The sequence below is a fragment of the Mesorhizobium sp. XAP4 genome (genome assembly GCF_029269325.1).
In the GTDB taxonomy this organism is placed as follows: Bacteria; Pseudomonadota; Alphaproteobacteria; order Rhizobiales; family Rhizobiaceae; genus Mesorhizobium; species Mesorhizobium ciceri.
In genome coordinates this window covers 29,061-51,650 of record NZ_JARIXW010000002.1, presented here as the reverse complement: position 1 = coordinate 51,650, position 22,590 = coordinate 29,061, and the positions used below count along the sequence as shown (strand labels likewise).

The 22,590-nt window shown below is 60.6% G+C and carries 19 protein-coding genes, 4 pseudogenes and 1 riboswitch; of the genes and pseudogenes, 8 read left to right on the top strand and 15 right to left on the bottom strand.

Features of this window, described 5'->3' with window-relative positions; all coding sequences use genetic code 11:
• Positions 1 to 57 precede the first annotated feature (57 nt).
• Positions 58 to 2,529 (bottom strand): hypothetical protein, encoded by a 2,472-nt coding sequence (locus P3C39_RS09170; protein ID WP_245463527.1) that lies wholly within the window; start codon positions 2,527 to 2,529, stop codon positions 58 to 60.
• 422 nt (positions 2,530 to 2,951) lie between these two features.
• On the opposite strand from P3C39_RS09170, the gene P3C39_RS09165 reads away from it, so the two are divergent.
• Complete coding sequence (locus P3C39_RS09165) at positions 2,952 to 5,534, top strand: EAL domain-containing protein (RefSeq protein ID WP_275953516.1); 2,583 nt, start codon at positions 2,952 to 2,954, stop codon at positions 5,532 to 5,534.
• Positions 5,535 to 5,848: 314 nt separating this feature from the next.
• Here the strand turns inward: P3C39_RS09165 and P3C39_RS09160 are convergent.
• A pseudogene (locus P3C39_RS09160) lies at positions 5,849 to 6,362 on the bottom strand (transposase); the annotation flags it as partial.
• A 122-nt stretch (positions 6,363 to 6,484) separates the two neighbouring features.
• Here P3C39_RS09160 and P3C39_RS09155 point away from each other — a divergent pair.
• Both P3C39_RS09155 and P3C39_RS09150 read left to right on the top strand, forming a co-directional pair.
• Positions 6,485 to 6,697, top strand: a complete 213-nt coding sequence (locus tag P3C39_RS09155; RefSeq protein ID WP_275953517.1) for a hypothetical protein — start codon at positions 6,485 to 6,487, stop codon at positions 6,695 to 6,697.
• Positions 6,597 to 6,879: pseudogene (locus P3C39_RS09150) on the top strand (transposase); the annotation flags it as partial. The gene P3C39_RS09155 and the pseudogene P3C39_RS09150, both read left to right, overlap by 101 nt.
• A gap of 298 nt (positions 6,880 to 7,177) precedes the next feature.
• On the opposite strand, the gene P3C39_RS09145 reads toward P3C39_RS09150, so the two are convergent.
• Complete coding sequence (locus tag P3C39_RS09145; RefSeq protein ID WP_127318696.1) at positions 7,178 to 8,248, bottom strand: PAS domain-containing sensor histidine kinase; 1,071 nt, start codon at positions 8,246 to 8,248, stop codon at positions 7,178 to 7,180.
• A gap of 391 nt (positions 8,249 to 8,639) precedes the next feature.
• On the opposite strand from P3C39_RS09145, the pseudogene P3C39_RS09140 reads away from it, so the two are divergent.
• The 3 genes and pseudogenes from P3C39_RS09140 to P3C39_RS09130 form a co-directional block, all read left to right on the top strand.
• Positions 8,640 to 9,077, top strand: a pseudogene (locus tag P3C39_RS09140) (transposase); the annotation flags it as partial.
• Between the two features lie 481 nt (positions 9,078 to 9,558).
• On the top strand, positions 9,559 to 9,792 hold the full coding sequence (locus P3C39_RS09135; protein ID WP_127318694.1) for a hypothetical protein: 234 nt from the start codon (positions 9,559 to 9,561) through the stop codon (positions 9,790 to 9,792).
• Between the two features lie 43 nt (positions 9,793 to 9,835).
• Complete coding sequence (locus P3C39_RS09130) at positions 9,836 to 10,090, top strand: hypothetical protein (protein ID WP_127318692.1); 255 nt, start codon at positions 9,836 to 9,838, stop codon at positions 10,088 to 10,090.
• A gap of 55 nt (positions 10,091 to 10,145) precedes the next feature.
• Here P3C39_RS09130 and P3C39_RS09125 read toward each other — a convergent pair whose 3' ends face one another.
• The 12 genes from P3C39_RS09125 to P3C39_RS32910 all read right to left on the bottom strand — a co-directional run bounded on the left by P3C39_RS09125 (position 10,146) and on the right by P3C39_RS32910 (position 19,982).
• Positions 10,146 to 10,412, bottom strand: a complete 267-nt coding sequence (locus P3C39_RS09125) for an Hsp20/alpha crystallin family protein (protein WP_245463532.1) — start codon at positions 10,410 to 10,412, stop codon at positions 10,146 to 10,148.
• Between the two features lie 258 nt (positions 10,413 to 10,670).
• Positions 10,671 to 11,075 carry an Hsp20/alpha crystallin family protein gene (locus P3C39_RS09120; protein WP_127318690.1) on the bottom strand — a complete coding sequence of 135 codons (405 nt, stop codon included), beginning with the start codon at positions 11,073 to 11,075 and terminating at the stop codon, positions 10,671 to 10,673.
• Positions 11,076 to 11,087: 12 nt separating this feature from the next.
• A complete protein-coding gene (locus tag P3C39_RS09115; RefSeq protein WP_126057616.1) occupies positions 11,088 to 11,720 on the bottom strand; it encodes an Hsp20/alpha crystallin family protein in 633 nt (210 codons plus the stop codon).
• A gap of 564 nt (positions 11,721 to 12,284) precedes the next feature.
• Entirely contained in the window at positions 12,285 to 12,479 is a 195-nt protein-coding gene (locus tag P3C39_RS09110; RefSeq protein WP_245463528.1) for a DUF982 domain-containing protein, read from the bottom strand.
• 627 nt (positions 12,480 to 13,106) lie between these two features.
• On the bottom strand, positions 13,107 to 13,922 hold the full coding sequence (locus P3C39_RS09105; RefSeq protein ID WP_126057617.1) for a hydroxymethylpyrimidine/phosphomethylpyrimidine kinase: 816 nt from the start codon (positions 13,920 to 13,922) through the stop codon (positions 13,107 to 13,109).
• Positions 13,913 to 14,518: a thiamine phosphate synthase gene (locus tag P3C39_RS09100; protein WP_126057618.1), complete on the bottom strand. Its 606-nt coding sequence runs from the start codon at positions 14,516 to 14,518 to the stop codon at positions 13,913 to 13,915. Before P3C39_RS09100 ends, P3C39_RS09105 begins: the two co-directional genes overlap by 10 nt.
• Positions 14,515 to 15,288 (bottom strand): thiazole synthase, encoded by a 774-nt coding sequence (locus tag P3C39_RS09095; protein ID WP_127318688.1) that lies wholly within the window; start codon positions 15,286 to 15,288, stop codon positions 14,515 to 14,517. The genes P3C39_RS09100 and P3C39_RS09095 overlap by 4 nt, the downstream gene beginning before the upstream one ends.
• A 1-nt stretch (position 15,289) precedes the next feature.
• On the bottom strand, positions 15,290 to 15,487 hold the full coding sequence (thiS, locus tag P3C39_RS09090; RefSeq protein WP_127318686.1) for a sulfur carrier protein ThiS: 198 nt from the start codon (positions 15,485 to 15,487) through the stop codon (positions 15,290 to 15,292).
• Positions 15,456 to 16,457: a glycine oxidase ThiO gene (gene thiO, locus P3C39_RS09085; protein WP_127318684.1), complete on the bottom strand. Its 1,002-nt coding sequence runs from the start codon at positions 16,455 to 16,457 to the stop codon at positions 15,456 to 15,458. The genes thiS and thiO overlap by 32 nt, the downstream gene beginning before the upstream one ends.
• Complete coding sequence (gene thiC, locus P3C39_RS09080; RefSeq protein ID WP_127318682.1) at positions 16,454 to 18,289, bottom strand: phosphomethylpyrimidine synthase ThiC; 1,836 nt, start codon at positions 18,287 to 18,289, stop codon at positions 16,454 to 16,456. Before thiC ends, thiO begins: the two co-directional genes overlap by 4 nt.
• A gap of 103 nt (positions 18,290 to 18,392) precedes the next feature.
• Positions 18,393 to 18,509: riboswitch (TPP riboswitch) on the bottom strand.
• 121 nt (positions 18,510 to 18,630) lie between these two features.
• A complete protein-coding gene (locus tag P3C39_RS09075; protein WP_245454713.1) occupies positions 18,631 to 18,858 on the bottom strand; it encodes a hypothetical protein in 228 nt (75 codons plus the stop codon).
• Between the two features lie 662 nt (positions 18,859 to 19,520).
• Entirely contained in the window at positions 19,521 to 19,982 is a 462-nt protein-coding gene (locus tag P3C39_RS32910; RefSeq protein WP_306283303.1) for a hypothetical protein, read from the bottom strand.
• Between the two features lie 898 nt (positions 19,983 to 20,880).
• On the opposite strand from P3C39_RS32910, the pseudogene P3C39_RS09065 reads away from it, so the two are divergent.
• Both P3C39_RS09065 and P3C39_RS09060 read left to right on the top strand, forming a co-directional pair.
• Positions 20,881 to 21,403, top strand: a pseudogene (locus P3C39_RS09065) (SMC-Scp complex subunit ScpB).
• Between the two features lie 533 nt (positions 21,404 to 21,936).
• Complete coding sequence (locus tag P3C39_RS09060; protein WP_126057624.1) at positions 21,937 to 22,587, top strand: DUF433 domain-containing protein; 651 nt, start codon at positions 21,937 to 21,939, stop codon at positions 22,585 to 22,587.
• Positions 22,588 to 22,590: the final 3 nt, after the last annotated feature.

Genomic DNA, 22,590 nt, shown 5'->3' with positions numbered 1-22,590 from the left:
CTCACGCTCTGGCCGGTCAACTCGTCGGCTATCCAGACCTGCCCGCCCGACCGTTGGTCAAGATGCGGCACCTTCACCTCGATGCCGTCCTGCCGCAAAAGCTCGGCAACCGCATGCACAATTTTTGGTAATCGCGCTTTCTTGCGCTTCGGCGGGGGCGGCTTCGAGCCTGGCCCGCTCAAGGGCCTGTTCGCTGCTCAGCGTTATCGTGCTGGCGCGGTCGTCTTCGGCCGAGATTGCTAAGGCGCTGAGCAGAATGCGCTTTTCGACGGCGAGTCTGATCGAGGCCTCCATGACCGATGCCGCCAGCGTGGGGTTGTCCTTCAGATCCGCCAGGCTGCCATCGACGTCGAACCGGCCCTGGTGGAGCTTTGCCGCCTGCGCCTTGACATATGGCGCCGACTTGAAGCCCGGCCTCTGCTCCAAGAGCCGCTGCAATTCGGTGGTTTTTTGCATGAACACCCGCGCACCGGTATCGGACTTGTAGGCGTCAGTGCCGACCTTGATGCCGACGCTCAACAGATTGATGGCGCTTTCATGCAGCTTGACTTCCGACTGCTCATGAGCCGGCTCGCTATTGAGCTGCAGGTTCCAGTCCTGGAGCTCGGCCACTAACAACGCGGCCAGTTCGCAGGCCACCGGATGCCTGGCGGCCTTGCTGTCTTCCCTCGCCCTGGCGATGAGCTCATGGAGGGCCTGGCCATCCGGCCGATCTTCCTGCAACAGTGCGCGGATGTCGGCCTTGAGCTCATTATGAATGCCCTCGTAGGTGCCGAAGATGGCACGCTCGGCAAACCAGCGTTGCGCCTCCAGCGGCTGCGCCAGCACGTTGCGCTGCAGGCAGCTGTAGGTCTCCAGCACCAGCCCGGTGGCCGACAGGATCTGCTTGGACCGGGTGAACTGGTAGCCGCTTTTCTCAATGGCCGGCGTGTGCGACTTCGGCGGCTTCATCGAGGCGATGCCGCGCGCCTGCAGCTGCGCGTCGAACTGGCGCACATGCTCGTAAAGGCGAGGCTGGTCGCCAATGATGACGACGGTGTCGCCATCAAAATCGCCGTCGAGCATTTTTTGTTCGACGCTCGGAACCGCAACCAAAGAGCCGGGCGCGAACACCTCCGTCGCCTGCAGGATGCCGACGCACTCGAGCGCGGTGTCGGCCTTGACCCGGTCCTTTTCCTCCAGCCAGTACGAATGGCACTTTACGTCCTCGGCAGACATCACGACCCCGCGCTCGGCGAAGTCCGCCGGCCACATTTCGTCGGGCACAACGATCAAGATGCCTTTGGCAAAGAAGGTCGGATCGTCGGCGGCAAGCCCAGCCCCCGACCTGTGCGCGACGTTGAAGCTATATTGGAAGGCCACGCACCGATCCAGGAACGCCGCGGTCCGGTCGCCATCGCGCGCCGACCTGACCCGGTCGGCGGCGAACGGGCGCAGGTTGGGCTTGTCATAGGGGGAGCGTCCGACAAGCACGCCAGCGTCACGGGTCAAGGTCTTGCTCTTGCCCGTCGGCACATGCAGGCATTCGTCGCTGGACGGCACGGCGATAGCGCTCGAACCCTCGATATGCCCGCCCGTGACCGTCCGGAACAGCTCCTCGGCGGTGAGGCTTTGATGGGTTTCGAGCCAAGCCTGAGCCTTCTCGCGGGTCTCCTGTGCTACCTCGACGCTACGCGGATAATGTTGCAGCGCCGAGGGCGGTACCGCCGATTGCCTTTTATCGGCATAGGCAGGCATCCGCTCGGGAGCGTCGTGGCGAGCCCGGGCAATGGACGGCATGCGCTCGGCCAGTGAGGCCCTAATGAAGCCGCAGCCGTCATGCGGCCGCAAGGCGATCTCGCCGTCTCGCCCCTCGAACCGGAAGGGATGCACTGCGCCTGCGGGATGGTCGGGCAGAAGGGACAGCTTGAAGCACCCTTCCAGCGCATAATCATGGGGGCCAATGTCGGGGATGCCCGGCGGCGCGGCAAATCCGCGGCGCTGGGTATAGTAATAGGCTTCCTTGAACGGCGCCCAGGCCCGCGACAGCTGCTCAAAGGCCGTACCCGGAGCCGTCTCGGCATAGGGGATCGCCAAAAGCTTGCCGCTTGGGGCCTCTGCGGCCGTGAAAGGCAGGTGAGAGGCAAGCTGGTTCAGGCTCTTTTGCGGCGGCTTCAGTTTGCTGCCGCCGAACAGGTCCATGCGGTAGGGCACGCCCTCCACGGTGAACGTGCGTGTCAGCATGGCTCCAGTCGGAGTTCCCTTTAGCTGCACCGCCACCACCTTCACCGCGCCCGAGGTCAAGCGGTGGAAAATGGAATAGCGCAACTCGGCTTCGCTGGCCAGCGGCCGGCCTTGCATGTCGACCACCGGCAGCCGCATCAGTCCGGCATCGCCTTGCGGCGGTCTCGGCTCGTGGTCCATGGCCTGAAGGACCCGATGGACATCGAAGCTGGAGGCTGCATGCTGGGCCTGGATCATCGATGCGTTCTGCGCCATGAAGGTGTCGAGCGCTTCGAGCGGCTCCTTCGCCTCGATCTCGGCGATCACGCTCGAGTTCGCGCACCGCCTCGGCGCGCGCCGCGGCGCTCCTTCCTCGGCTGATGAACACTGCCGATCATAGATTCGACTGCCAGCCTCAAAGCCCCATCGTCGTGCATAATATGGGCTGGCCTCGCTACATTCGAAGGGGATCGAAGGCCGATCCCACGGTGCGGTGAGAGAAGCTGCAAGCGGCTTCCAAGACTAGGTGCGAGCACCTCGATCTTTTTGTAGGCCCGTCATCGGATCATATGGAAATCGGTGAGCTTCATCCGCCGGCCTTTTACAACGTGGTTTGGTCGATCCTCTAGGGGATTACGCAGTCTTAAGCCAGCATTAATACCTTAGACGCGACACTAGGAATACTTTTACTATTCGCTAAAGCTCGATGCTATTTGACGAGGACTGGTCTTGCGTTTGCAGTTTTCTAGATGAGAGGGCTAAAGGACATTAGCGTCGGGACCAAGCTCTCGTTGGGCTTTGGGCTGGCGCTGCTGTGCGTCGTGGCCGTGGGAGTATTTGGGGTCGCGCAACTGCGATCACTCAACAAGGTCACGAGCGAGATCACCAGCGTTTGGTTGCCCCAGGTCCAGATCGTCGGCGAGATGAAGCGCAACCTCGCGGAACACCAGCTCTATGCGACGTTGCGCGTGCGCACTGCCGAGGCTGCGCAGATAGCCGGCATTGAGAAGGAGATGGCGAGGGAAAGCGACGAAATACTGCAAGGTCGGCGCGCCTATCGCCGGAGTGCCGGATCGCTGGCCGAGCAGCAGCTGTTCGACCAGTTCGTCAACCTATGGACGGCCTACGAAGATTCCCTGACATCGATTTTCCCGCTCCTCGAAACAGGAGGGCGAACAATGGCTGTCAAGGAGTTCGAGACGGTATCGCTCCCGACCGTTGCCGCCGCCTCGCAGCGATTGGACGATCTGCTGGCCCTCACCAATGAGCGCAGCACGGCCGCCGCGACGATGGCGGATAGCACCTATACCGTCGCGCAAAGATTGACTTGGCTGGCAGTTCTCTTTGCCGCCGGGTGTCTTGGTGGGCTTGTCGCCTGGATACGCCACAATGTCAGCAAGCCGATCCTCGCCGTGACCGAGGCGATGCGTTGCTTGGCGCAGGGCGAGCGCCGCTCGAGCCTCATTGCGCTGAAAAGAGATCGTCGGGACGAGGTAGGAGTGCTGTTCTCGGCCTTTGCCGGCTACCGAGCCAGTCTGGAGCGCAGCGATGCCCTGGCCCGCGAAGCCGAGCTGGAGCGTCAGCAACTGGCTGCGGCTGCCGCCAATATGCCCGTGGGGCTTTGCATGTTCGATGCGGAGAGGCGGCTGGTTCTGTGCAACCAAAGCTACGCCGATCTCTACCATGTGCCAGAGGTTCTGACTCGTCCCGGCACGCCATGGGTCGATTTGATGCGGTTCCGGATCGCGGCGGGCCTCTATGTCGGCCAAGACCCGGAAAAGTATCTGCAGCAGCTGACGGCGACTATCGATCGTGCCGAGCGCGTGGTGAGCCTAGTGGAACTCAGGGACGGGCGCACTATCGACCTCATTCATCAGCCGCTGCCGGGCGGCGGGTGGCTTGCCACGCACCATGACGTGACCGACTTGCGGCGCAGCGAGGCCAAAATTTCCCACATGGCGCGCCACGACGGACTTACCGAGCTTCCAAACCGCATATTGTTTCGCGAACGCGCCGAGGAGGCTTTGGTCGAGATGCGGCGTGATGGTAGCAAGATTGCTTTCCTCTGCCTCGATCTCGATCACTTCAAAGCGGTCAACGACACGCTGGGGCACCCGGCTGGCGACGCCTTGCTGAGGGAGGTTGCCGCTAGACTGAAACAGGTCGTCCGTGAAGGCGACACCGTGGCCAGGCTCGGTGGCGATGAATTCGTGATCATTCAAACCGCGGTTGATCAGCCGGTCGAATCTACAGCCCTTGCCCAACGAGTCATTGATGGGCTGAGCGCACTTTATGTTGTCGATGGCCATGGCGTGATGATCAGCGCCAGCGTCGGCATCTCGATTGCGCCGAACGATGGCTGGGACGCCGACCAACTTCTCAAGACCGGCGACATGGCGCTCTACCGGGCAAAGGCGGAAGGACGCAGAACCTATAGGTTCTTCGAACCGGAAATGGATGCGCGCATGCAAGCGCGGCGGTTTCTCGAACTCGACCTGCGCGAAGCGGTGGTGCGGCAGCAGTTCGAAATCTACTACCAACCGCTCCTCAATCTCGACCGCGGCGAGGTCAGCTGCTTCGAGGCGCTGCTGCGCTGGCATCACCCGACGCGCGGCATCGTATCCCCGGGAGAATTCATCCCGCTGGCCGAGGACATCGGCCTCATCGTCCCGATCGGTGAATGGGTTATCAAGCAAGCCTGTCTCGACGCGGCAAGCTGGCCCGGTAGCATCAAGGTCGCCGTCAATCTGTCGCCGGCGCAATTTCGCAACGCGCGCTTGCTCTCCACCATCGTCGAGGCATTGGATATCTCGGGACTGCCCCCCAGCCGGCTTGAGCTTGAGATCACCGAGACAGTGCTGCTGGCCAACAGCCAGGCGACTCTCTCGATGCTGCAACATATCCACATGCTCGGCGTTCATATCGCGATGGACGACTTCGGAACCGGATATTCGAGCTTGAGCTATCTGCGCTCGTTCCCATTCGACAAGATCAAGATCGATCAATCCTTCATCACGGACGCCGGAGATATCGACAGTTCCGTCGCCATCATTCGAGCGGTCACGAGCCTCGGCAACAGCCTCGGGATGCAGACCACCGCCGAGGGCGTCGAGACCGTGGAGCAGCTGGAACGGGTCCGAAGAGAAGGCTGCACCGAGGCGCAGGGCTTCCTGCTCAGCCGCCCGCTGCCCGCGCGGGACATCCCCGCGATGCTGGAGCGGACCCGCGCCGTGGTGGCGGGCGAGATCATTGAGACCGAACCCGAAACGTCAGGCGAGCGAGACACGGACAAGCCGGGCAGGCGTCGCAGTAGGGCGTCTGTCCCCGCCTAACCGGGATGCAAGCGAAAAACAGTGCCAACGAACATGAGTTTGCCGGCCTAGTTCAGGCCGCCACTCGGATCATGTCGATAGCGGGTGTGTAGGTCGGCGCGGCTCGAAATTAGGTGTGCTGAGCGCCGGTCAAAGTGGGATTAGCTTGTCATATCGATTATGGGATCCAGGTTGAACCCGACTTGCAGGACTCTGCTCGTAACCGAGCAGATCAACCTCACATTCGGTCGCTGCTCTTCACGGCTGCACCAACATCCCGCCTACGGCCGCTGGGCTCGGGCGACGAGACCATTCTGAGTGAGCGGCGTTTTATATACCCGTTCGGTCGTCAGTACCTTGCGTTCACGACAGATACGCCGGCGATCCTCCTGCTCCGGTGTTGGCTCTTTGACCATTGCACATATGCGCGGTTCGCCTCGCTTGAAGGCAAGGAGAGACGAGCGTTTCACCATCGATCTTATCGGTTTTGGCTCGGCGACTGCGACGAGACACTGCGATAGAAGCGGGATCAACGACGTAGCTCTCGATCCCCGCCTTGCTCAGAACCCGATGGATCCAGGAGCCATCGAGCCCGGCTTCCTGGATAGCGACGACGGGGAAGTCTGGCCCCATGCGTGCTCTTGCCTTCTCTCGCACGCTATCGAAGCGACGGAACAAGGCGGATAAATCACCACTGGGGACACTGTGTTTCGACAACTTCTCGCCGCCACCTGGCGACAACGACGAGATCAGCCAGGTTGAACGGCTGAGCTCCAGCGATACGAAGATTGCGCCCAGACCAGTCCGGATAGCAGTCAGAGTTTCGGATCGGTCGGCCACTACATGCATGGTGTTCCTCCGCGGGGTGTTTGTTAGCAGCGTCACTCTGCCAGAGCACGCGCCGCTATCCATCCGTCGCCATGGGATCTGGTGATTGTTCATGTCGCCGATTCCCGCGAAGGAACGCCACCATGACCAAGGTTGAAAGTAAGACCGCCAGCGCTGCCGTCAAAGACATTCTGCTTTCAGACCCGGACGGACTTCACGAAATGATCCGTGCGGTGATGCAGGAGGTGCTCGAGGCCGAGATGGACGACGGTGGAGGAGACCATCGAGCGCACGCTGACCTTCTTTTGCCTGCCGCGCCAGCATCACAAGCATCTCAAGAGCACCAACATGCTTGAACGGCTCAATGAGGAAATCCGCCGGCGCACCTATGTCGTGCGCATCTTCCCCAACGCCGAAAGCTGCCTGCGCCTCGTCAGGGCGCCGGCTGTCGAAACCAACGAAAACTGGATGGAGGCCCTACATCAACATTGACGACCTGCGCGAGCACAAGAAGCTCGCTCTACGCCAAGCCGCATGACCAGCATCGTGGCCGCCCCATTTTGCAGAACTTGACGCACACAACCGCCACTTCGAGTTTACCGACCGCACCGAGTCATCCACGCAAAGACCTGCGCAGCGTCAGCTTCAGAGCTTGGTCCCACCGGCTGAACGCCAAAAAAGCGGATCTTGGCCATCGGAAGCGCCCTCAACCGACTGAGAGGTTTCGGCTTATGCGATGCGACTGGCAGTCCTGCGCTCCGGGGACAAGGCCGTGGCGGCAGAAGATCCCCTGGACATCAGGCGATGTCCGGAAGGCAGCATCGTAGTAACGGTTTTTACGCCGCTCGCGGCACGCGCGAGGTGAACGTCGCCCGGGTGACCGACACGCTGGTGCCGTCAATATCGCTGATAATCTCCACCCTGGCCTCCAGTTGTTTCACCAGTGCTTCGACGATGGCTGTTCCAAGTCCGGTAGCCGGTACGTCGTTGGCGATCTTGCCGACGCCATTGTCCGAAACCGTCAGTTTCCAGTCACTGCCCGCGGTCTCGTAGCTCACCTGGATGCGAGCGCCGGTTCTCTTCTTGGGGAAAGCATATTTGATGGCGTTGAGCACGAGTTCGGTGACAATTAGTCCCAGACTGACTGCCCTTTGCGAATCTATCCTGCCGCCTTCGGCCATCACGGTGACCGTGATCGGCTGGGCTTCGCCGACCATCGACGAGGCGAGGCTGCTGCACAATTTCGGTAGGTAAGAGCCGACATCGATCTCGTCGACGCCGGCGGAGGTGTGGAGATGGCGTTGCACCTCGGCCACGGACAGAACGCGCTGATGGGCGTCCTTGAGATGCTGGCGCGTCTCTTCCGACGTCACCGAGCGTGCCTTCAGCAACAGGATCGAGGCAATGATCTGCAGGCTGTTGGCAACCCGATGCTCCATCTCGCGCAGCAGGACGTCTTTCTGCCGAAGCAGGTCTTCGGTGCGACCGAGCAGTTCTTCCTTCTCCCGCTCGATGATACGACGGGCCGTTATGTCATTGAAGGCGAGAAGGATGGTGATGGCCGAACTATGGTCGTAAAGCACCTTGCGGGCATTGAGCAGCATGGTGCGACGGCCGATCCGCGGGAAATCATGTTCGACCTCGAAATCGTCCATGGCGGTCTTCTCGGGAATGATCGTCTCCAGCAGCAGGCGAAGTGCCGGAATATCCCACTGACCGTCGCCGAGCGCGTAAAGCAGCGAGCCTTGGGTCTGCCCTGGGTCGACTTCGAATGTGTAGTAGAAGGAGCGGCTGGCCGCCAGCACGCGAAACTGCTCGTCGAGCACGAGAAACGGCTCGGTGATCGTATTGACGATCGCCTGCGCCAGCGTCTGCGCGTCTTCGATATTCACGACGGGTTGAAACATGGGCAAAAAGCCGGACGAGCGGCGTTTTGCCTCTCCAAGCATGGACCTTATACCCTTGCCCGACCATTGTCGCGAATTGAATTCGCCGGCCACGGTAGCTTCGTGCCCTCTCGTCGCTGTTTTTGACCGCAAAGTTTGCTGTTTTTCTGTGTCATGGCGACCTAGCTTTTATTGGTGGCATCTCGCGGTAAGCTCTTTGGGTGCGTCCAGACCATCGTCCATCAAGCTGCGTGCCGCACTCCCGTCCGAACGGGGGGAACTCCGGAGGACTTTTACAAGCAAGCCTGAATCGAGCGCTTTCCGGTGGCAGGGAGGCGCCGCATTTCAGCATCACCAAGCCGTTTATCTCCTCCACTGCGACCACCACCAGGCAACGCACGTCGTCTTTGATCTGGCGGCAACGATGGTGACGGATCCCGAGGCACAGTTTGCGGTGCTGGAGCCGTGTCTGGCGCGACTGCACCGCGTCGGCCACGAGGCCGGATCGCTGTCGCCCTGGCTGCAATCCAGAACTCGAGAAACTTGGATTGCCACGGACGCGGGGTTTTCAAGCAGGGGCTGTGGCGGACAATCTGCTGTCAACCGAACTGATGGATGCAACGCTGTCGGCGCGCGCGGCACTGTGGAGACAGTATTGCCGGCTGCACGATTGCGTCGTCAAAACGGTGGCGCGCAGCGAACCATGCCGGCGCTTCATGGCCATCCCGGCGTCGGCTCGGTAACGGCGGTTTTCGTTCATGACGCGATCGACGATCCCACGCGCTTCCGCCGCTCGCGAGACGTCGCGGCCTACTTCGGGCTACCCTCGCGGCGCTGGCAGTCCGGCACTTAGATCGATGTTCAGGGCGCATCTCGGACATTCGCACTCGGCGACGCGGAGCGGCTCTAGCGGCTCTTCGCCGAGATCGGCTTTCGGGACATTCAGACTGGCACTGAAGAGCACAGCTTCGTGCTGCCGTCCTTCGACGCCTACTATGGCCCCTTTGAACGTGGCGGCGGTTCGACCGGTCAGGCGTTAGCCTCGTTACCGGGGGCTGCTCGGCGCGCTTTTCGGCAGGAGATACGCCGACGCGCATTTTTACGAAAGCAGATGGAGAGGCAATAGAGCCGCTCAAGGTTTTGATCGTCGAGGATGAGATAGTTCTCGCGATGGATCTGGAGTCACACCTGACCACGCTCGGTGACGAAGTGGTCGGGACAGCTTCTGACGCCAAGCAGACTCTTGCTCTGGGCAGGCCGCCATTCCCGATCTCGCGCTCGTCGATCTCAACCTGCATAACGGCCTCACCGGACCGCAAATTGCATCGGCATTGGCCCATGAATTTGCCGCTCTGGTTGTTTTCGTGACCGGCACTCCTGAGCAGATCCCAGGCGCGCTGGGTGCGATCACCAAACCGTGGGATCCAACGACCCTTGAGCAACTCATCACCTTTGTGCGCGCCTGTATGAGCACTCCGCGAACTCCGGCAGGTGCACCTCCAAAGATGATGATTGCGCCGTCGCTGCGCGATAACGTGATGTGGTGTTGGCAGCCTCGTTTTTGATGATATTCAGCGGGCAAAGTGACGGCGTTTCGCTTGAAGTTTAATGGCTGGCAAAGCCCTGGCTGAGGAGGAGATCGCACTTTACGACGCCATCGAACGCGCGATCGCCAATGTTCGCGCGGCTCTGGCCGAAATCGACCGCGCATGGGCTCGCGTCAACATCGAGTGCCCCAGTCCGACCGCGAGAGCCTTGGCCGCGCTGGATACGGCGGACGAGATGCTGCTCGTTGCGCGAGAAGATTTGGCGCGCGCCCGAACCGCGCTCACTGTATATACGCGGCATAAATTGGCGCAGTAACATGAGACGCGGCGGTAAATTGTCCGCCGCGTCTGATGATATTCGTGTGGCGTTTTTAGTTCGCTTTCACTTCGATCTTCTTCACCCGTGACAGTGCTTCCTGGGTCTTTGGCAGCGTCACGGTAAGGATGCCGTGCCTGAATTCGGCGTTGACCTTTTCCGTGTCGACGCCGAACGGCAGAGGGATCGACCGATAGAACGAACCACGCGCACGCTCCGACAGGTGATAGCCCTTCGACTTCTCTTCTCGTTCGCTCTTCTTCTCACCCTTGATGGTGATCGCATTGTCCGTCACAGAGACGTCAACATCCTTCCGATCGATGCCGGGAAGCTCGACCGATACCTCGAGCGCGCTGTCGGTTTCAGCGATATCAACTGGAGGTCCGCTGACATCCAGGCGTCCGAATGCGCCGAACGGTTGATCGAACCGTTTCCAGAAATCCTCGAAGATCGGTTCACGTCACGCTGCAGCGAAAGGACGGGGTTATCCTCCTCGCGTTTCGCGACTTCGTTTCCCCTGTTATTGCCCCAGGGGATCAGGTCTCTGATCTGCATCGTCAACCTCCTCATATCTCCAAGGCTAAGCCATCTTGAGTGGAATCTTGCGGGCCTTAGCCGGCGCCGCCTTTGGCAACACAAGACGCAGGACGCCGTCCTTCTGCGACGCCTCGATGCCGTCGCGATCTATGTCCTCGGACAAGGTGAAGACACGCTCGTAGTCGCCCGCGTCATATTCCGCGTAGACTTGGCGATAGTTCTGGTGCTGCTGATTGGCCGCGTAGCCACGGATCGCCAGCGTTCGCTTCTCGAGCGTGATATCGACCCCGTCGGAAGCGACGCCGGGCATATCAACGAGAAGGACGACATTGTCCTGAGTCTCGTAGATATCGGCGCGCGGCACGAACACCGGACGCGAACGGGTACGCTCGCTACCGTCGAGCGTACTTGGCACCTGGCGCTCGGTTGTCTTCAGTTCCTGAGCCATGCTTGCCTCCCTCTATCCCTTGATCTGGATCTTCTTCGGCCGATCCGCCTCCGGCCGGTGCAACTCGACTTCGAGCAGCCCGTTGGCGAAACGCGCCTCGACCCGTTCCGGGTCGACGCGGAATGGCAATTGCACTGTCCGGGAGAAGGTCCCATAGGCGCGCTCACGGCGGTGCCAGACGGATTTCTCGTCCTCCGTTCGAGGCTCGCGCGTTCCCTTCAATGTCAGAATGTTCTCGCGCACCGTGAGGCCGATTTCGTCAGGTGATATCCCCGGCAGTTCCGCGGCCACCGCCACGCTGTCCTCGCCAGTCCAAAGATTGATCGGCGGAAACTCCTGAGCGGCGCTGGCGGTCAGCCCGGCCAAACGCTGGTTTACTTCCTGTTGCATGCGCCGCATTTCCACAAACGGATCGAACCCGATGCGGCCGAAATCCGACAAAAGCATGTACATCCTCCTATGATTCACGACCTTGCATGATTGCCACGCGCGACACGTGCGTGCGCACCGGAAGCGGAATCGATCGATGGCAACAGGAGGGGCGATCAGCACAGAGACCGAGCGGCCCGATCGCGCAACCTCGCAGAATGCGAGAAAGAGGGGTTCGGGCAGACGCCGGAACACATCCTCCTTGCGAAGCGACATGAACCGAACTCGATCCACCGTAGGGCCGGACCGTCATTCCCGTGCCAGGACCCGATAGCGGCATCCGGCTTTATCGAATTAGGTGGCCCCAAATGGCCTTTCAAGAGGTGATCTTTGACATTCCACCAGTCACCTCTTCGGCAACAGCGGGGTCCCTTCGAATCCGTAGCCACGTTGCCTCTAGTCGCTGATTTGGCTTCCCTTTGCGCAACTGTCGGGATCGACGAAGCGTCCCGAATTGCACCGCGGTTCGATCAACTGATCGCAGGCGACGCGCCGCATCGTCATGGTAGCTGACGAATGAATCGGCATGACACGTCGCAGTGACCGAGACATCAAGCCAGCACCTATGTCGGCTTGCCGCAAGTCAAAAGAATCCAGCCCTGCGTGCCGCGTTCGCTGACCTTCGCCAGTGACGCCATTTGCATTTCGGCCGGACAGATGGGCACAGACATGTGCAATTCCCGCATCGCCCATTATTGGAACTCACAAGGCGGCGTTCTTTCCGTCTTGGCGAGCAGCGGGCCAACGCGTTACCGGCGGTGATCTTCCTGCAGCTTTAAATCAGTCGCCACCAACGACGAAATCAGATTTGGCCAGCACGCCCGGCAATCCTGGCAAATCCCACAATGCTTGCCGCGCCTGCTCGGGTGTCATCTGTCCGGCGATCGCTGCGTTGCTGCTTCTCACCGCGCAACTGAATACCGGTCCCCGACGCGCTTTTGGCCACTGATTCAGGAATACGAGCGCTTCGCGCACTGTGTTGATGTCGTGACGACGTCGTTGGTCTTAACCTGGACCGGCGATAGGAAAGCCAGACCGGTTATTCTTACCTCCCTGCGATCGCACGCTGGATCTTTCATTCGGTGGTTGGTTGCGTGACAGGTTTCGAACGTTAGGTCTTGTTTTCTCTGGAAGATCGGGCTGTACGACATAATCCAAATGTTGCGACGCAGCGAAGGCTTCTGCTGGTTCCCGAGTTGAAAAAGCCAGTTGCACCTGGATGAGTGTGTCGCCGCCACCCAATAGCCCATCAGATGTTCAATGGCAGGCGGCGTCCGACGCTCGAACAGCAAGCGCCACGGCCGGCGGGTAGCCGATGCCACAGCTTTGGAGCTGCCCCGGATACTATTATAAGACCGATTGACGCGGGGCTCGACGCGTTTGCGGCAAATAAGCTCGAGTGTGGACAGAGATGTGACGTTCTATTGAGTCGCTGACCCAATCGGTAGCGACCTGGTGATCCACGCAACCAATTCCGGTCGTTTCTGTCACTAAGAACTCGATATTCGCTATTTGCACCTCGAAAGTCGCATAATTGGCAGTGAGAAACTCAACGCGTTGTGAGGATGGCATAGAGAAGCAGTAGCCCCTTCTCTAGTCTCGCTACGGGAAAAATTCTGGAAAATGGGTCTGCTTGGCTGGACGCAGAACGCTGTGGTTATTCAGCCGGCATTTCTGAAGCCTCTCCAAGACAAACAGCTTGCCTTCGCGCACGCTGTCTTCGAGCGGCTTCGGCTTCGCCAGATGCGCCGCAATCGCGCTGGCCAGCATGCAACCTGTCCCGCGCATCGATGTGGCAAGGCGCGGTGCATCGAAGCGGATGGGTTCGTGCCCGGAGCGTAACAGAATATCGGTCGACCGGGTTCCCGACGCATGCCCACCCTTGATCAGCAGGGCTTGAGGGCCGGCGGCCAGCAGTCTTTTTCCTTGTTGGAGCGCTCCGTCCTCATCCACTGCCAGTTCGGAGCCACTAAGGAGCGCCAGTTCAGGGAGGTTGGGCGTGACAATGCAGCAAAGCGGCATAAGATCGCGCTTCATGGCAGCGATAGCGCCTGCTTGCAGAAGTGCGCGGCCTGAGGTGGAGGCCAGCACAGGGTCGAGTACTGCGGGGACATGCGGAAATTTGCGCAGCACTGCGGCAACGGCAACAATGATCTTGGCAGTCGCCAGCATGCCGATCTTGATTGTGGCCACGTCGTTGGCCTGCAGCGCGGCGCACATCTGATTGGCCACCAGGCTAGGTGGCGAATAATAGATTTCGATCACGGCGTCATGCGTTTGCACCGTTAGCGCTGTGACGGCGAGACAGGTGCGCACGCCAATGGCAGAGATCGTCTCGATATCGCGTGCAATTCCAGCACCGCCACTGGAGTCCGATCCACCGACGACAAGCACATGTGGTTCTCGCCTCAGCGCCATTGGTCCGTCTTCTCGATCCATTCTCGCGTGCGCGCCTCGGGGTCGTCGTTGAGCGTGATGTCGGTCACCACCGCCGCGCTGTCCGCGCCAGCCGCAAAGACACCGTCGAGCCGCTCAGGGTTGAGGCCACCAATGGCGACCAATTGAAACGGCGCGACCTGGCGCTTCCATTCGCTGATCCGTTCGACCCCTTGCGGCGCCCATTTCATCTTCTTCAGGATGGTCGGATAGATGGGTCCAAGCGCTATGTAGTCAGGCTCGGCGGCCATCGCCGTTTCCAGCTCCTGATGATCATGTGTGCTCAGTCCGAGCCTTACGCCGGCTGCCCGTATCGCCAAGAGGTCAGCGGTCTGCAAATCCTCCTGGCCGAGATGTATGAAGTCGCAGCCTTCCTCGATTGCCAGGCGCCAGTGGTCGTTGACGATGAGTTGGCACTGGTATCGAGCACACAAGGCCTTCGCGGTGCGGATCTCCGCGCGCAACCCAGCCTCATCCACGGTCTTGATGCGCAGTTGCAGAAGCCGGACTCCGAGTGGGACCAGCCGTTCGATCCAGGCAGCGCTGTCGACGATCAGGTAGAAGGGATCGAGCTTCATGAAAAAACTGCCCTGCCGATCATCGGTGTCGATGGCACGGCGACTTCGCGCGGTTCGAGCATTCCCGAGCTGAACGCCTCACGACCGGCGTCGACCGCCTTACCGAAAGCACGCGCCATGCCGACCGGATATGCCGCCTTGGCGACCGCTGTGTTCAGGAGCACGGCGTCAAAGCCGAGTTCCATGACGGTGGCCGCGTGCGACGGCCGTCCGAGCCCCGCATCCACAATCAGCGGGACGCCAGGGAAATATCCGCGCATCGAGCGCAGCGCCGTCATGTTGACCGGTCCCAAGGCGGAACCGATCGGTGCGCACCACGGCATCAGGACCTTGCAGCCCGTTTCCAGCAGCCGCTCGGCGACAACGAGATCGTCGGTGGTATAGGGGAATACCGCAAAGCCGTCCTCGCACAGGATGCGGGCGGCTTCAACCAGACCGAACACATCCGGCTGTAGCGTGTCGTGATTGCCGATCACTTCGAGCTTGATCCAGTTGGTGCCGAAGACCTCGCGCGCCATTTTCGCGGTGGTGACGGCTTCCTTGACGGAGAGGCAGCCGGCGGTATTGGGCAGGATTCTGGCGCCCAGCGAGCGGATCAACGACCAGAATTGTTCGCCGGCCCTACCGCCCGCCATCTCACGCCGCAACGAGACGGTCACCACCGACGTGCCCGACGCCTTGACCGCGTCGGCAAGGATGGCCGGCGAAGGATACTGAGCCGTGCCGAGAAGCAGGCGCGACGAAAGCTCGGTTCCATAAAGCTCCAACATGCTAGCCGCCCTGCATGGGCGAGAGGATTTCGATCCGGTCGCCGTCGCTCAACTGGAACTCCGCGCGGTTGGCTTTGTGCACGAGGTCGCCGTTGACGGCGGTGGCGAGCCAATCGCCCTCATAGTCGAGCGCGGCAAGCAACTCGGCCAGCATGGTGGCGGCAATCTCACGCGCCTCGCCGTTGACCATCAGTTTCATGAGCATGCTCCTTGGTTCTGTCTTGACTGAAAACCAGGTCGGCAGCCTGGCGCGCCATGGCGGGGGCGAGGAGAAAACCGTGACGATAAAGACCGTTGATCGCGATGATCTCACCGTCTGTTTCGACGCGTGGCAAATTGTCGGGAAATGCCGGACGGACACCCACACCGGTTTCAACGATCTCGGCCTCACCAAAGGCCGGATGGAGGGCATGGGCGGCGCCCAGCAGCTCCATCATGGAACGCGCCGTCACCGGTCCGGCGCTCTGGCTTTCAATCATCGTCGCTCCGATCATGAAACGGTGATCGGTGCGCGGCACGGCATAAAGCGGAAAGCGTGGATGAAGCAAACGGACCGGCCGCGACAGCGAGACATCAGGCGTGCGAAGGATCAGCATTTCGCCGCGAACACCGCGCAGCCTGTCATCGGCCGCTGCCATTCCCATGCAGTCTATCTGACGGGCGAAACCCGAAACAGGCCGGGCGTCGCAGCCGAAGTGGAATTTGACACCCATGGTCGCAAGCTTGTCATGAAGTGCCGCCATCGCCTGGCGTGGGTCGAGGTGAGCCTCGTCGGGGAAGAGCAATCCACGCCGGAAGCGGCCGGCGAGGTCGGGTTCCAGGAGCGCAATTTCGTTTTCATCGACGCGCCGATGCCCTGACGTGCGACTGGCGAACCGGTCAAGCTCACCGGCATCACGCGGCGCGGCCACGACCAATGTCCCGGCCCGTGTCACCTGACCCGACAGCACCGCATCCCACCAGTCGGCAGCGTCGCGTCCGAGATCCAGCACCGGCTGCTCCGCGCTTTCGCGCTCGCTCCATGGCGCCAGCATGCCGCCGGCGAACCACGACGCGTTGCCGCCAAGGCCATGCCGCATCTCGGCGACTGTAACCGTCGCGCCGCGGGCGGCGAGTTCGAAAGCGACGGTGAGGCCGGCAACGCCGGCCCCTTTGACGAGCACCCTCATGATGGTTTGGGAGCCTCTGGCACGACCGGTACGCCAGTCTCGTCAGCTGGCATGTAGAGATCGCCGCCCTCGCGGTATTTCGCCGCCATTGCCGCCATGCCCTCTTTCTGTGCCTCGGCACGAATGTCGTGGGAGATGCGCATCGAGCAGAATTTCGGCCCGCACATCGAGCAGAAATGTGCCAGCTTGTGCGCCTCCTTGGGCAAGGTCTGGTCGTGGAAGGAGCGCGCGGTTTCGGGGTCGAGCGACAGGTTGAACTGGTCTTCCCAGCGGAACTCGAAGCGAGCGCGGGAAAGGGCATCATCCCTGAGTTTAGCAGCCGGATGACCCTTCGCCAGGTCGGCGGCATGGGCGGCTATCTTGTAGGTGATCACGCCAATCTTGACATCGTTGCGATCGGGAAGGCCGAGATGTTCCTTCGGCGTGACGTAGCAGAGCATGGCGGTGCCGAACCAGCCGATCATCGCCGCCCCAATGCCTGAGGTGATATGGTCGTAACCCGGCGCGATGTCGGTCGTCAGCGGTCCAAGCGTATAGAACGGTGCCTCGCCGCAGACAGCGAGCTGCTTGTCCATGTTCTCCTTGATCTTATGCATAGGCACGTGACCGGGGCCTTCGATCATCACCTGGCAATCCTTGGCCCAGGCGATTTTCGTCAGCTCGCCCAGCGTTTCCAGCTCGGCGAATTGCGCCGCGTCATTGGCGTCGGCGATCGAGCCGGGACGAAGGCCGTCGCCGAGCGAGAAGGAGACATCATAGGCGCGGCAGATGTCGCATATCTCCGCGAAATGCTCGTAGAGGAAGCTCTCCCGGTGATGGTGCAGGCACCATTTGGCCATGATCGAGCCGCCGCGCGAGACGATGCCCGTGACCCGGTCGACGGTCAGCGGTATGTAGTGCAGCCGCACGCCGGCGTGGATGGTGAAATAGTCGACGCCTTGCTCGGCCTGCTCGATCAGCGTGTCGCGGTAGACCTCCCAGTTCAGATCCTCGGCGATGCCGTTGACCTTTTCCAGCGCCTGATAGAGCGGCACCGTACCGATCGGCACCGGCGCATTGCGCACGATCCAGTCGCGGATGTTGTGGATGTTGCGGCCGGTCGACAGGTCCATCACCGTGTCCGCGCCCCAGCGGATCGCCCAGACCATTTTTTCGACCTCTTCGGCCATCGATGATGTGACAGCCGAGTTGCCGATGTTGGCGTTGATCTTGACCAGAAAATTGCGACCGATGATCATCGGCTCGCTCTCGGGATGATTGATGTTGGCGGGAATGATTGCGCGTCCGCGCGCCACCTCGTCGCGCACGAATTCGGGTGTGACGAAATCTGGGATCGCCGCGCCGAAGGCTTCGCCGTCGCGTTGCAGCTTGCCGCGCATCACCTCGCGGCCGAGATTCTCGCGGATGGCTACGAACTCCATTTCTGGCGTGATGATGCCGGCGCGCGCATAGGCAAGTTGGGTCACCGCCTTGCCCTGCTTGGCCTTGAGCGGCCGATTGCGTATCGGAAATTCCGGTGTCAGGCGCTCGCCGGTGGCGAATCCATTGTCTTCCGGCCGGACGTGGCGGCCGTCATAGGCTTCGACATCGCAACGCGCCGTGACCCATTCGTGGCGAAGCCGGGCAAGGCCTTTTTCGATGCTGGTTTGGACTGATGGATCGGTGTAGGGGCCGGACGGATCGTAGACGGTGACGGGCGGTTCGCCGGCCGTCGGATGGACGGAAATCTCGCGCATCGGCACCCTGATCTGCGGGTAGAGGACGCCGGGCTTGTGGATTTTCCGCGAGGCGGGCAGTGGTCCCGTCGACACGGCGGGGGTGAGGGCATTCATCGTGAGGCTCCTTTGCTCATGCATTGGAGACCCAGTTCTGTGCCGGAAGGATGAAAAGACGCTTCTGTAGACCTGCTGCAGCAGGACCTCGGGCGTAAACTCCCGCAAAGCGCTTGCACCGTCCCTACGCCAGTATGAACTGGATCAGGTTCAACGGGTCACTGCGCCGCGAAAGCCAGCAGTATCTCAGCCCCTTACCGGGACTCCCCTGGTGAATGCCTCAAGTTGAATGGGCCGGTGCTGCTTTGTCAAGCGCCTTCGGGCGCCTTCGGGCGCCTTCGGCCGGTGGCGACGTCCGGCGGCCGGCCGAGCGGAGAGCTCGCGCATGCATCGGGGACAAGTCACGCCCCGTAGACCAGGGCTGGAATGGCCAAAGTCTCATTCGCTTCGTGAAGGATGGAAAAACTGTATCGGCCATGTGCGTCGAGATCGACCGAGTAGCTCAGGCGGTCACGGATGTGGTTATCCTGGTCGAAGGCGACGATTTGCGGCTTCAGCGAGGTGATTTGCACCACGTCCAGGTAGATGGAGTTGCAGATATGATCTGGTCGTCGGGCTGGCAGGTGCAAGCGGCCGCTCTATTCAGGATGCGGCATCGGCGGCGTTCCCGATACCAATGATATCTTGCGGGCAACTTATGCAATCACCGGCTTCGTAAAACCCGACGGCGGCGGCCGTGTCCTGGCGCTGAGGATGTGCCGCTGTTCCAGCAGAGAAATCGCGTGGGCGCGGAGTTTTCGCTCTGCGAGGAAGAGTTGACGCAATCGTTTAGCTTGCTTGCAGTTCGTAGAGACCCGCCTTTGAAAGCAACTAAGCTATTGCATTGATATGTTGGTGCGCGATCGATCGCTACATAGCCGGCCGCCATTATCCGAGTATTGATCCGCCGGTGTTCGTGTTGCCGTATATGGCAATCCCTGCGAGATCGTCGCGGCCGGATCGGCCGCACCCTCTAGTCATAAAAGGGGAAGCGACCGAGAATTCCGCTGCCGAAAACTTCTCTGGCTTGGCTATGCATGCGGTAGATGAGATCGCCGCCTACCGCGACCTGGTCGAGGAAGGCATCGACGCCCAGTTCGGACAGCCTGGTTATCGCAATGCGTTAGCGGCTCAGACTTGCGGTCTCGAGAGCGGCCTTTGGGGGTCACCTCTTTTTTGTTTCAGAGGTTGGAAGACGGCTGCTCGTTACCCAATAGAAATGGCGACTACGGAACGCGATCGATCGCGGCCATCAGGAAACACCTGTCTTCGGCTCAACCTCGACATGGCGTCCGATCGACCGCAGATATACAGCTATCTCGTCCATGAGATGATCGCGTTCGCCGTAGATCTCAGCAATCCTGCGCAGCTGTGGCTCGACGGACCTCCGTTGCGCCGGCGTCAAATCAGCATCGCCAAAGACATATCCCAAGTTGCCAATCGCGCAAATGTTGCAGCCGGCCTCCACAACTGCTTGCACGAATGCCGGAATGTCTTTTTCTTGCATAGTCTTCATGTCGAACCTCTCGTGAATGGCGTGCTTGCGCGCCCATGCTGCCTTTTCAGCGTGTCCTCTGGGCGGCGCAAGCCTTGAGCGTAATTGTGCCGGGCAACCTCGACTATCCCGTCTGCCACGCTCTTTAGAGTCGGTGGGGTCTGGTGATTGCAGGCTGGGCCACTCAAAAGCCTGCAAGAAGAAAGTCATGGCGACCATTGCTCAAGATCGCGAGGGTGCGTGCAAGACCTTCCGTTGGCAGTCATGCACGCTCACCCAGCAACTGGGTATTGAGCAACTGGGTCTCACGTCGCGGGTCTCGTGTGCTTCACAGCCGAAAATAAGGTACCACCGTGGCTATTCTCAAGTGCAGGCTACCTCTTCAGGACACGGCGGAGTGCCTTCCGACGCACCCCTGGTGCAACGTGCGACCTAACGAGACACATCTCGTTCGCGTTCCCTCGACCTTTCTTCGTATTGCTGCTTGCCCTGCGATTTCAGGCCCTCTGCTAGCTTCTCGGCCGCTCTTTGGCCTGCAATGTCACTATTCAAGATCATATCCGACATCCCTGGATGGTCATAACCGTAATGCGCATGCAGTTTCCCTCACGAGCAGCGCCTATCCGTCGATTAGTTCGTCTTCCGGAACCCGAAGCCCTTTTTATCCGGCGTACCTATCCACCATTCAACCGGTATACCTTTCCCAACTTTGGCGGACCATTTACCTCAGGCATGATCATCTCGCGTGACATTTTTTTTTGGCGCCATCATCGCACGTGGCATTTTCTAAAAACCAAGACGTGTCAATTTGTAAAATCAAGGATGCGGCCGCGCCCGTTGCGAGGATTTGCAGGTAGCTCTTCAGCCCCAACACGATGTGTGAGGCGGCGGTGGAAAAGGCAACCGACGGCGTCGACGCGTCCTTTGATGATCGCAAGCGATATGCTTCGTCGCGAGCCCAGATTGCGGTCTCGGGCACAAGGCGAGATCACAGTTCTGCGATCTGTGGTAACGCGAGCCCGCAAAGCGCCGCTGCGGCCACCGCTTTTGGAATCTGGACGAGATTCGTCGTCGTCTGAGATCAGTTGATCGAGCAGTTCGCGCGCGCGGGACGCGCTTGCGGTGCAGTCTCTCCCGCGAGCTCGCCCGTGACCTTCTCATCGACGACATCCGAGAGCTGCGCGGACGGCCCTATGACCTCGTCGCTGTCGCCGGCGGCTGGAAGCACCTGACACGGCCGGCCTATGCCGATGCCATCCGCGCCTGCGGAAGCAGCGGGCGTGCCGTGGACCTGACGTGGTCGGACGTGCTGATGCTGATGTGCATCGGCACTTCCAGCCGATTACCCGCGCCGAATTGTCGTCGGTTTTCGGGAAGTAATCAGTCGCGACCTGATCGGCCATCTGCGGCACCGGCCTGATCGCGTCGAACCCGCGCAGTCCGACGCCCGGCGCTCCCTACACCTATGTGACGACAAAAGCGTCCTGCTCGAGTTCGGCCTCGACACGCTTCGCGATCTCCCGGACTGCGAGGCGCTCGAGGATGCCGGGCTGCTGAGCAGAGATGAGCTGCTTGCTGGTGAAATTATGCCAGAGTTGGCTAGTGGCCATGAGGATGCGGGTTTGGATACGGAGGAATAGCTTGGCGCTGCAGACGCTGTGGCCACCGGGCTTGCGAGTGCTTCCAGCTTTCCATAGCGAATCTAGCGCGCCCAAGGGCGTCCGAAATTTGTAGGCAAATTTCGGACATGGACACGGTCAGCGACGTCAAGCAGGCAGCGGTATGCGGCCTCTGCACCGCTGTCGCCCAAAAATTCGTGGCCATGGGCAAGCCCCACTTGAGACCCCCAGAGAGAACGCTCGTGAGCGATGGAAACGGTTTTGGTCCAAAGCTTGATACAGATGGCCTGCAGATGGGTGTAGGGTTTCAAAGCGCTCGAAGACGCGCCTTCGCAGAGTTAAAAGTCCGCGACGAACTCGTGTGTCGTTTGTCGCCAACTGCAAATTCGATAGTTAGCGCAATTATACTGCGCCGAGTCTGCCATCTCGAGCCCCAAGGGTTTGTGAGGCCTCTCGGCTCACCACCGCCTTTGCTAACCGCCGTGATTCCAAAGACGCGTGCCTTTACGGAGGGGGTCAAACGGCCTATATTATTCTTTATAAGGAGAAGAATAATGGGCACACTTGCTCGCATCTACACCCCCGCAGAGGCAGCCGCCGTCAGCGGGATAGGAATCAAGGCCGTGCACAATGCGATCGACAAACGCATTGTCGATACTGTGCCAAGCACTGCTCGGCGCATCGGTGGGGTCGTCCGACGGGCATTGACCGGCGAGGATTTGCTGCGGCTCAAGCTTTGGTATGGCGTGGGTGCGACATTGCCCGCTGATCGTCGCTACCGCCTGTTCGAGGAAATCAAAGCTGCCCCAAGGGCCAAGACCGTAAGGGCCGACGACCTGCTGATCGTCGACGTCGCCGAGGCACGTAAACAGCTCAAAGCGCGCATCGTGGATCTTGATGAAGCGGAGGCCGCCATCGGCCGCGTTAAAGGGGTGATGGGCGGAGAGCCTGTCTTCAAAGGAACCCGCATCCCTGTTCGTATGATCACGACGATGCTAGCGCAGGGCGCAGATGAAGCGGAGGTTCTGGAGGGATATCCGAAGCTAACGCCGCGCGTGATTGAGCTCGCCAGAATGTGGGTCGCCGCGCACCCGGTTCGTGGGCGGCCTAAGAAGCTGGTCGAGCAGGGCGTGAAAATAAAGTCGTCGAAGCGCGTGGTTTTGAAGGGCGACCCAGGTCCGTCGGCCAGGTCGAGACGCGTGTGACCT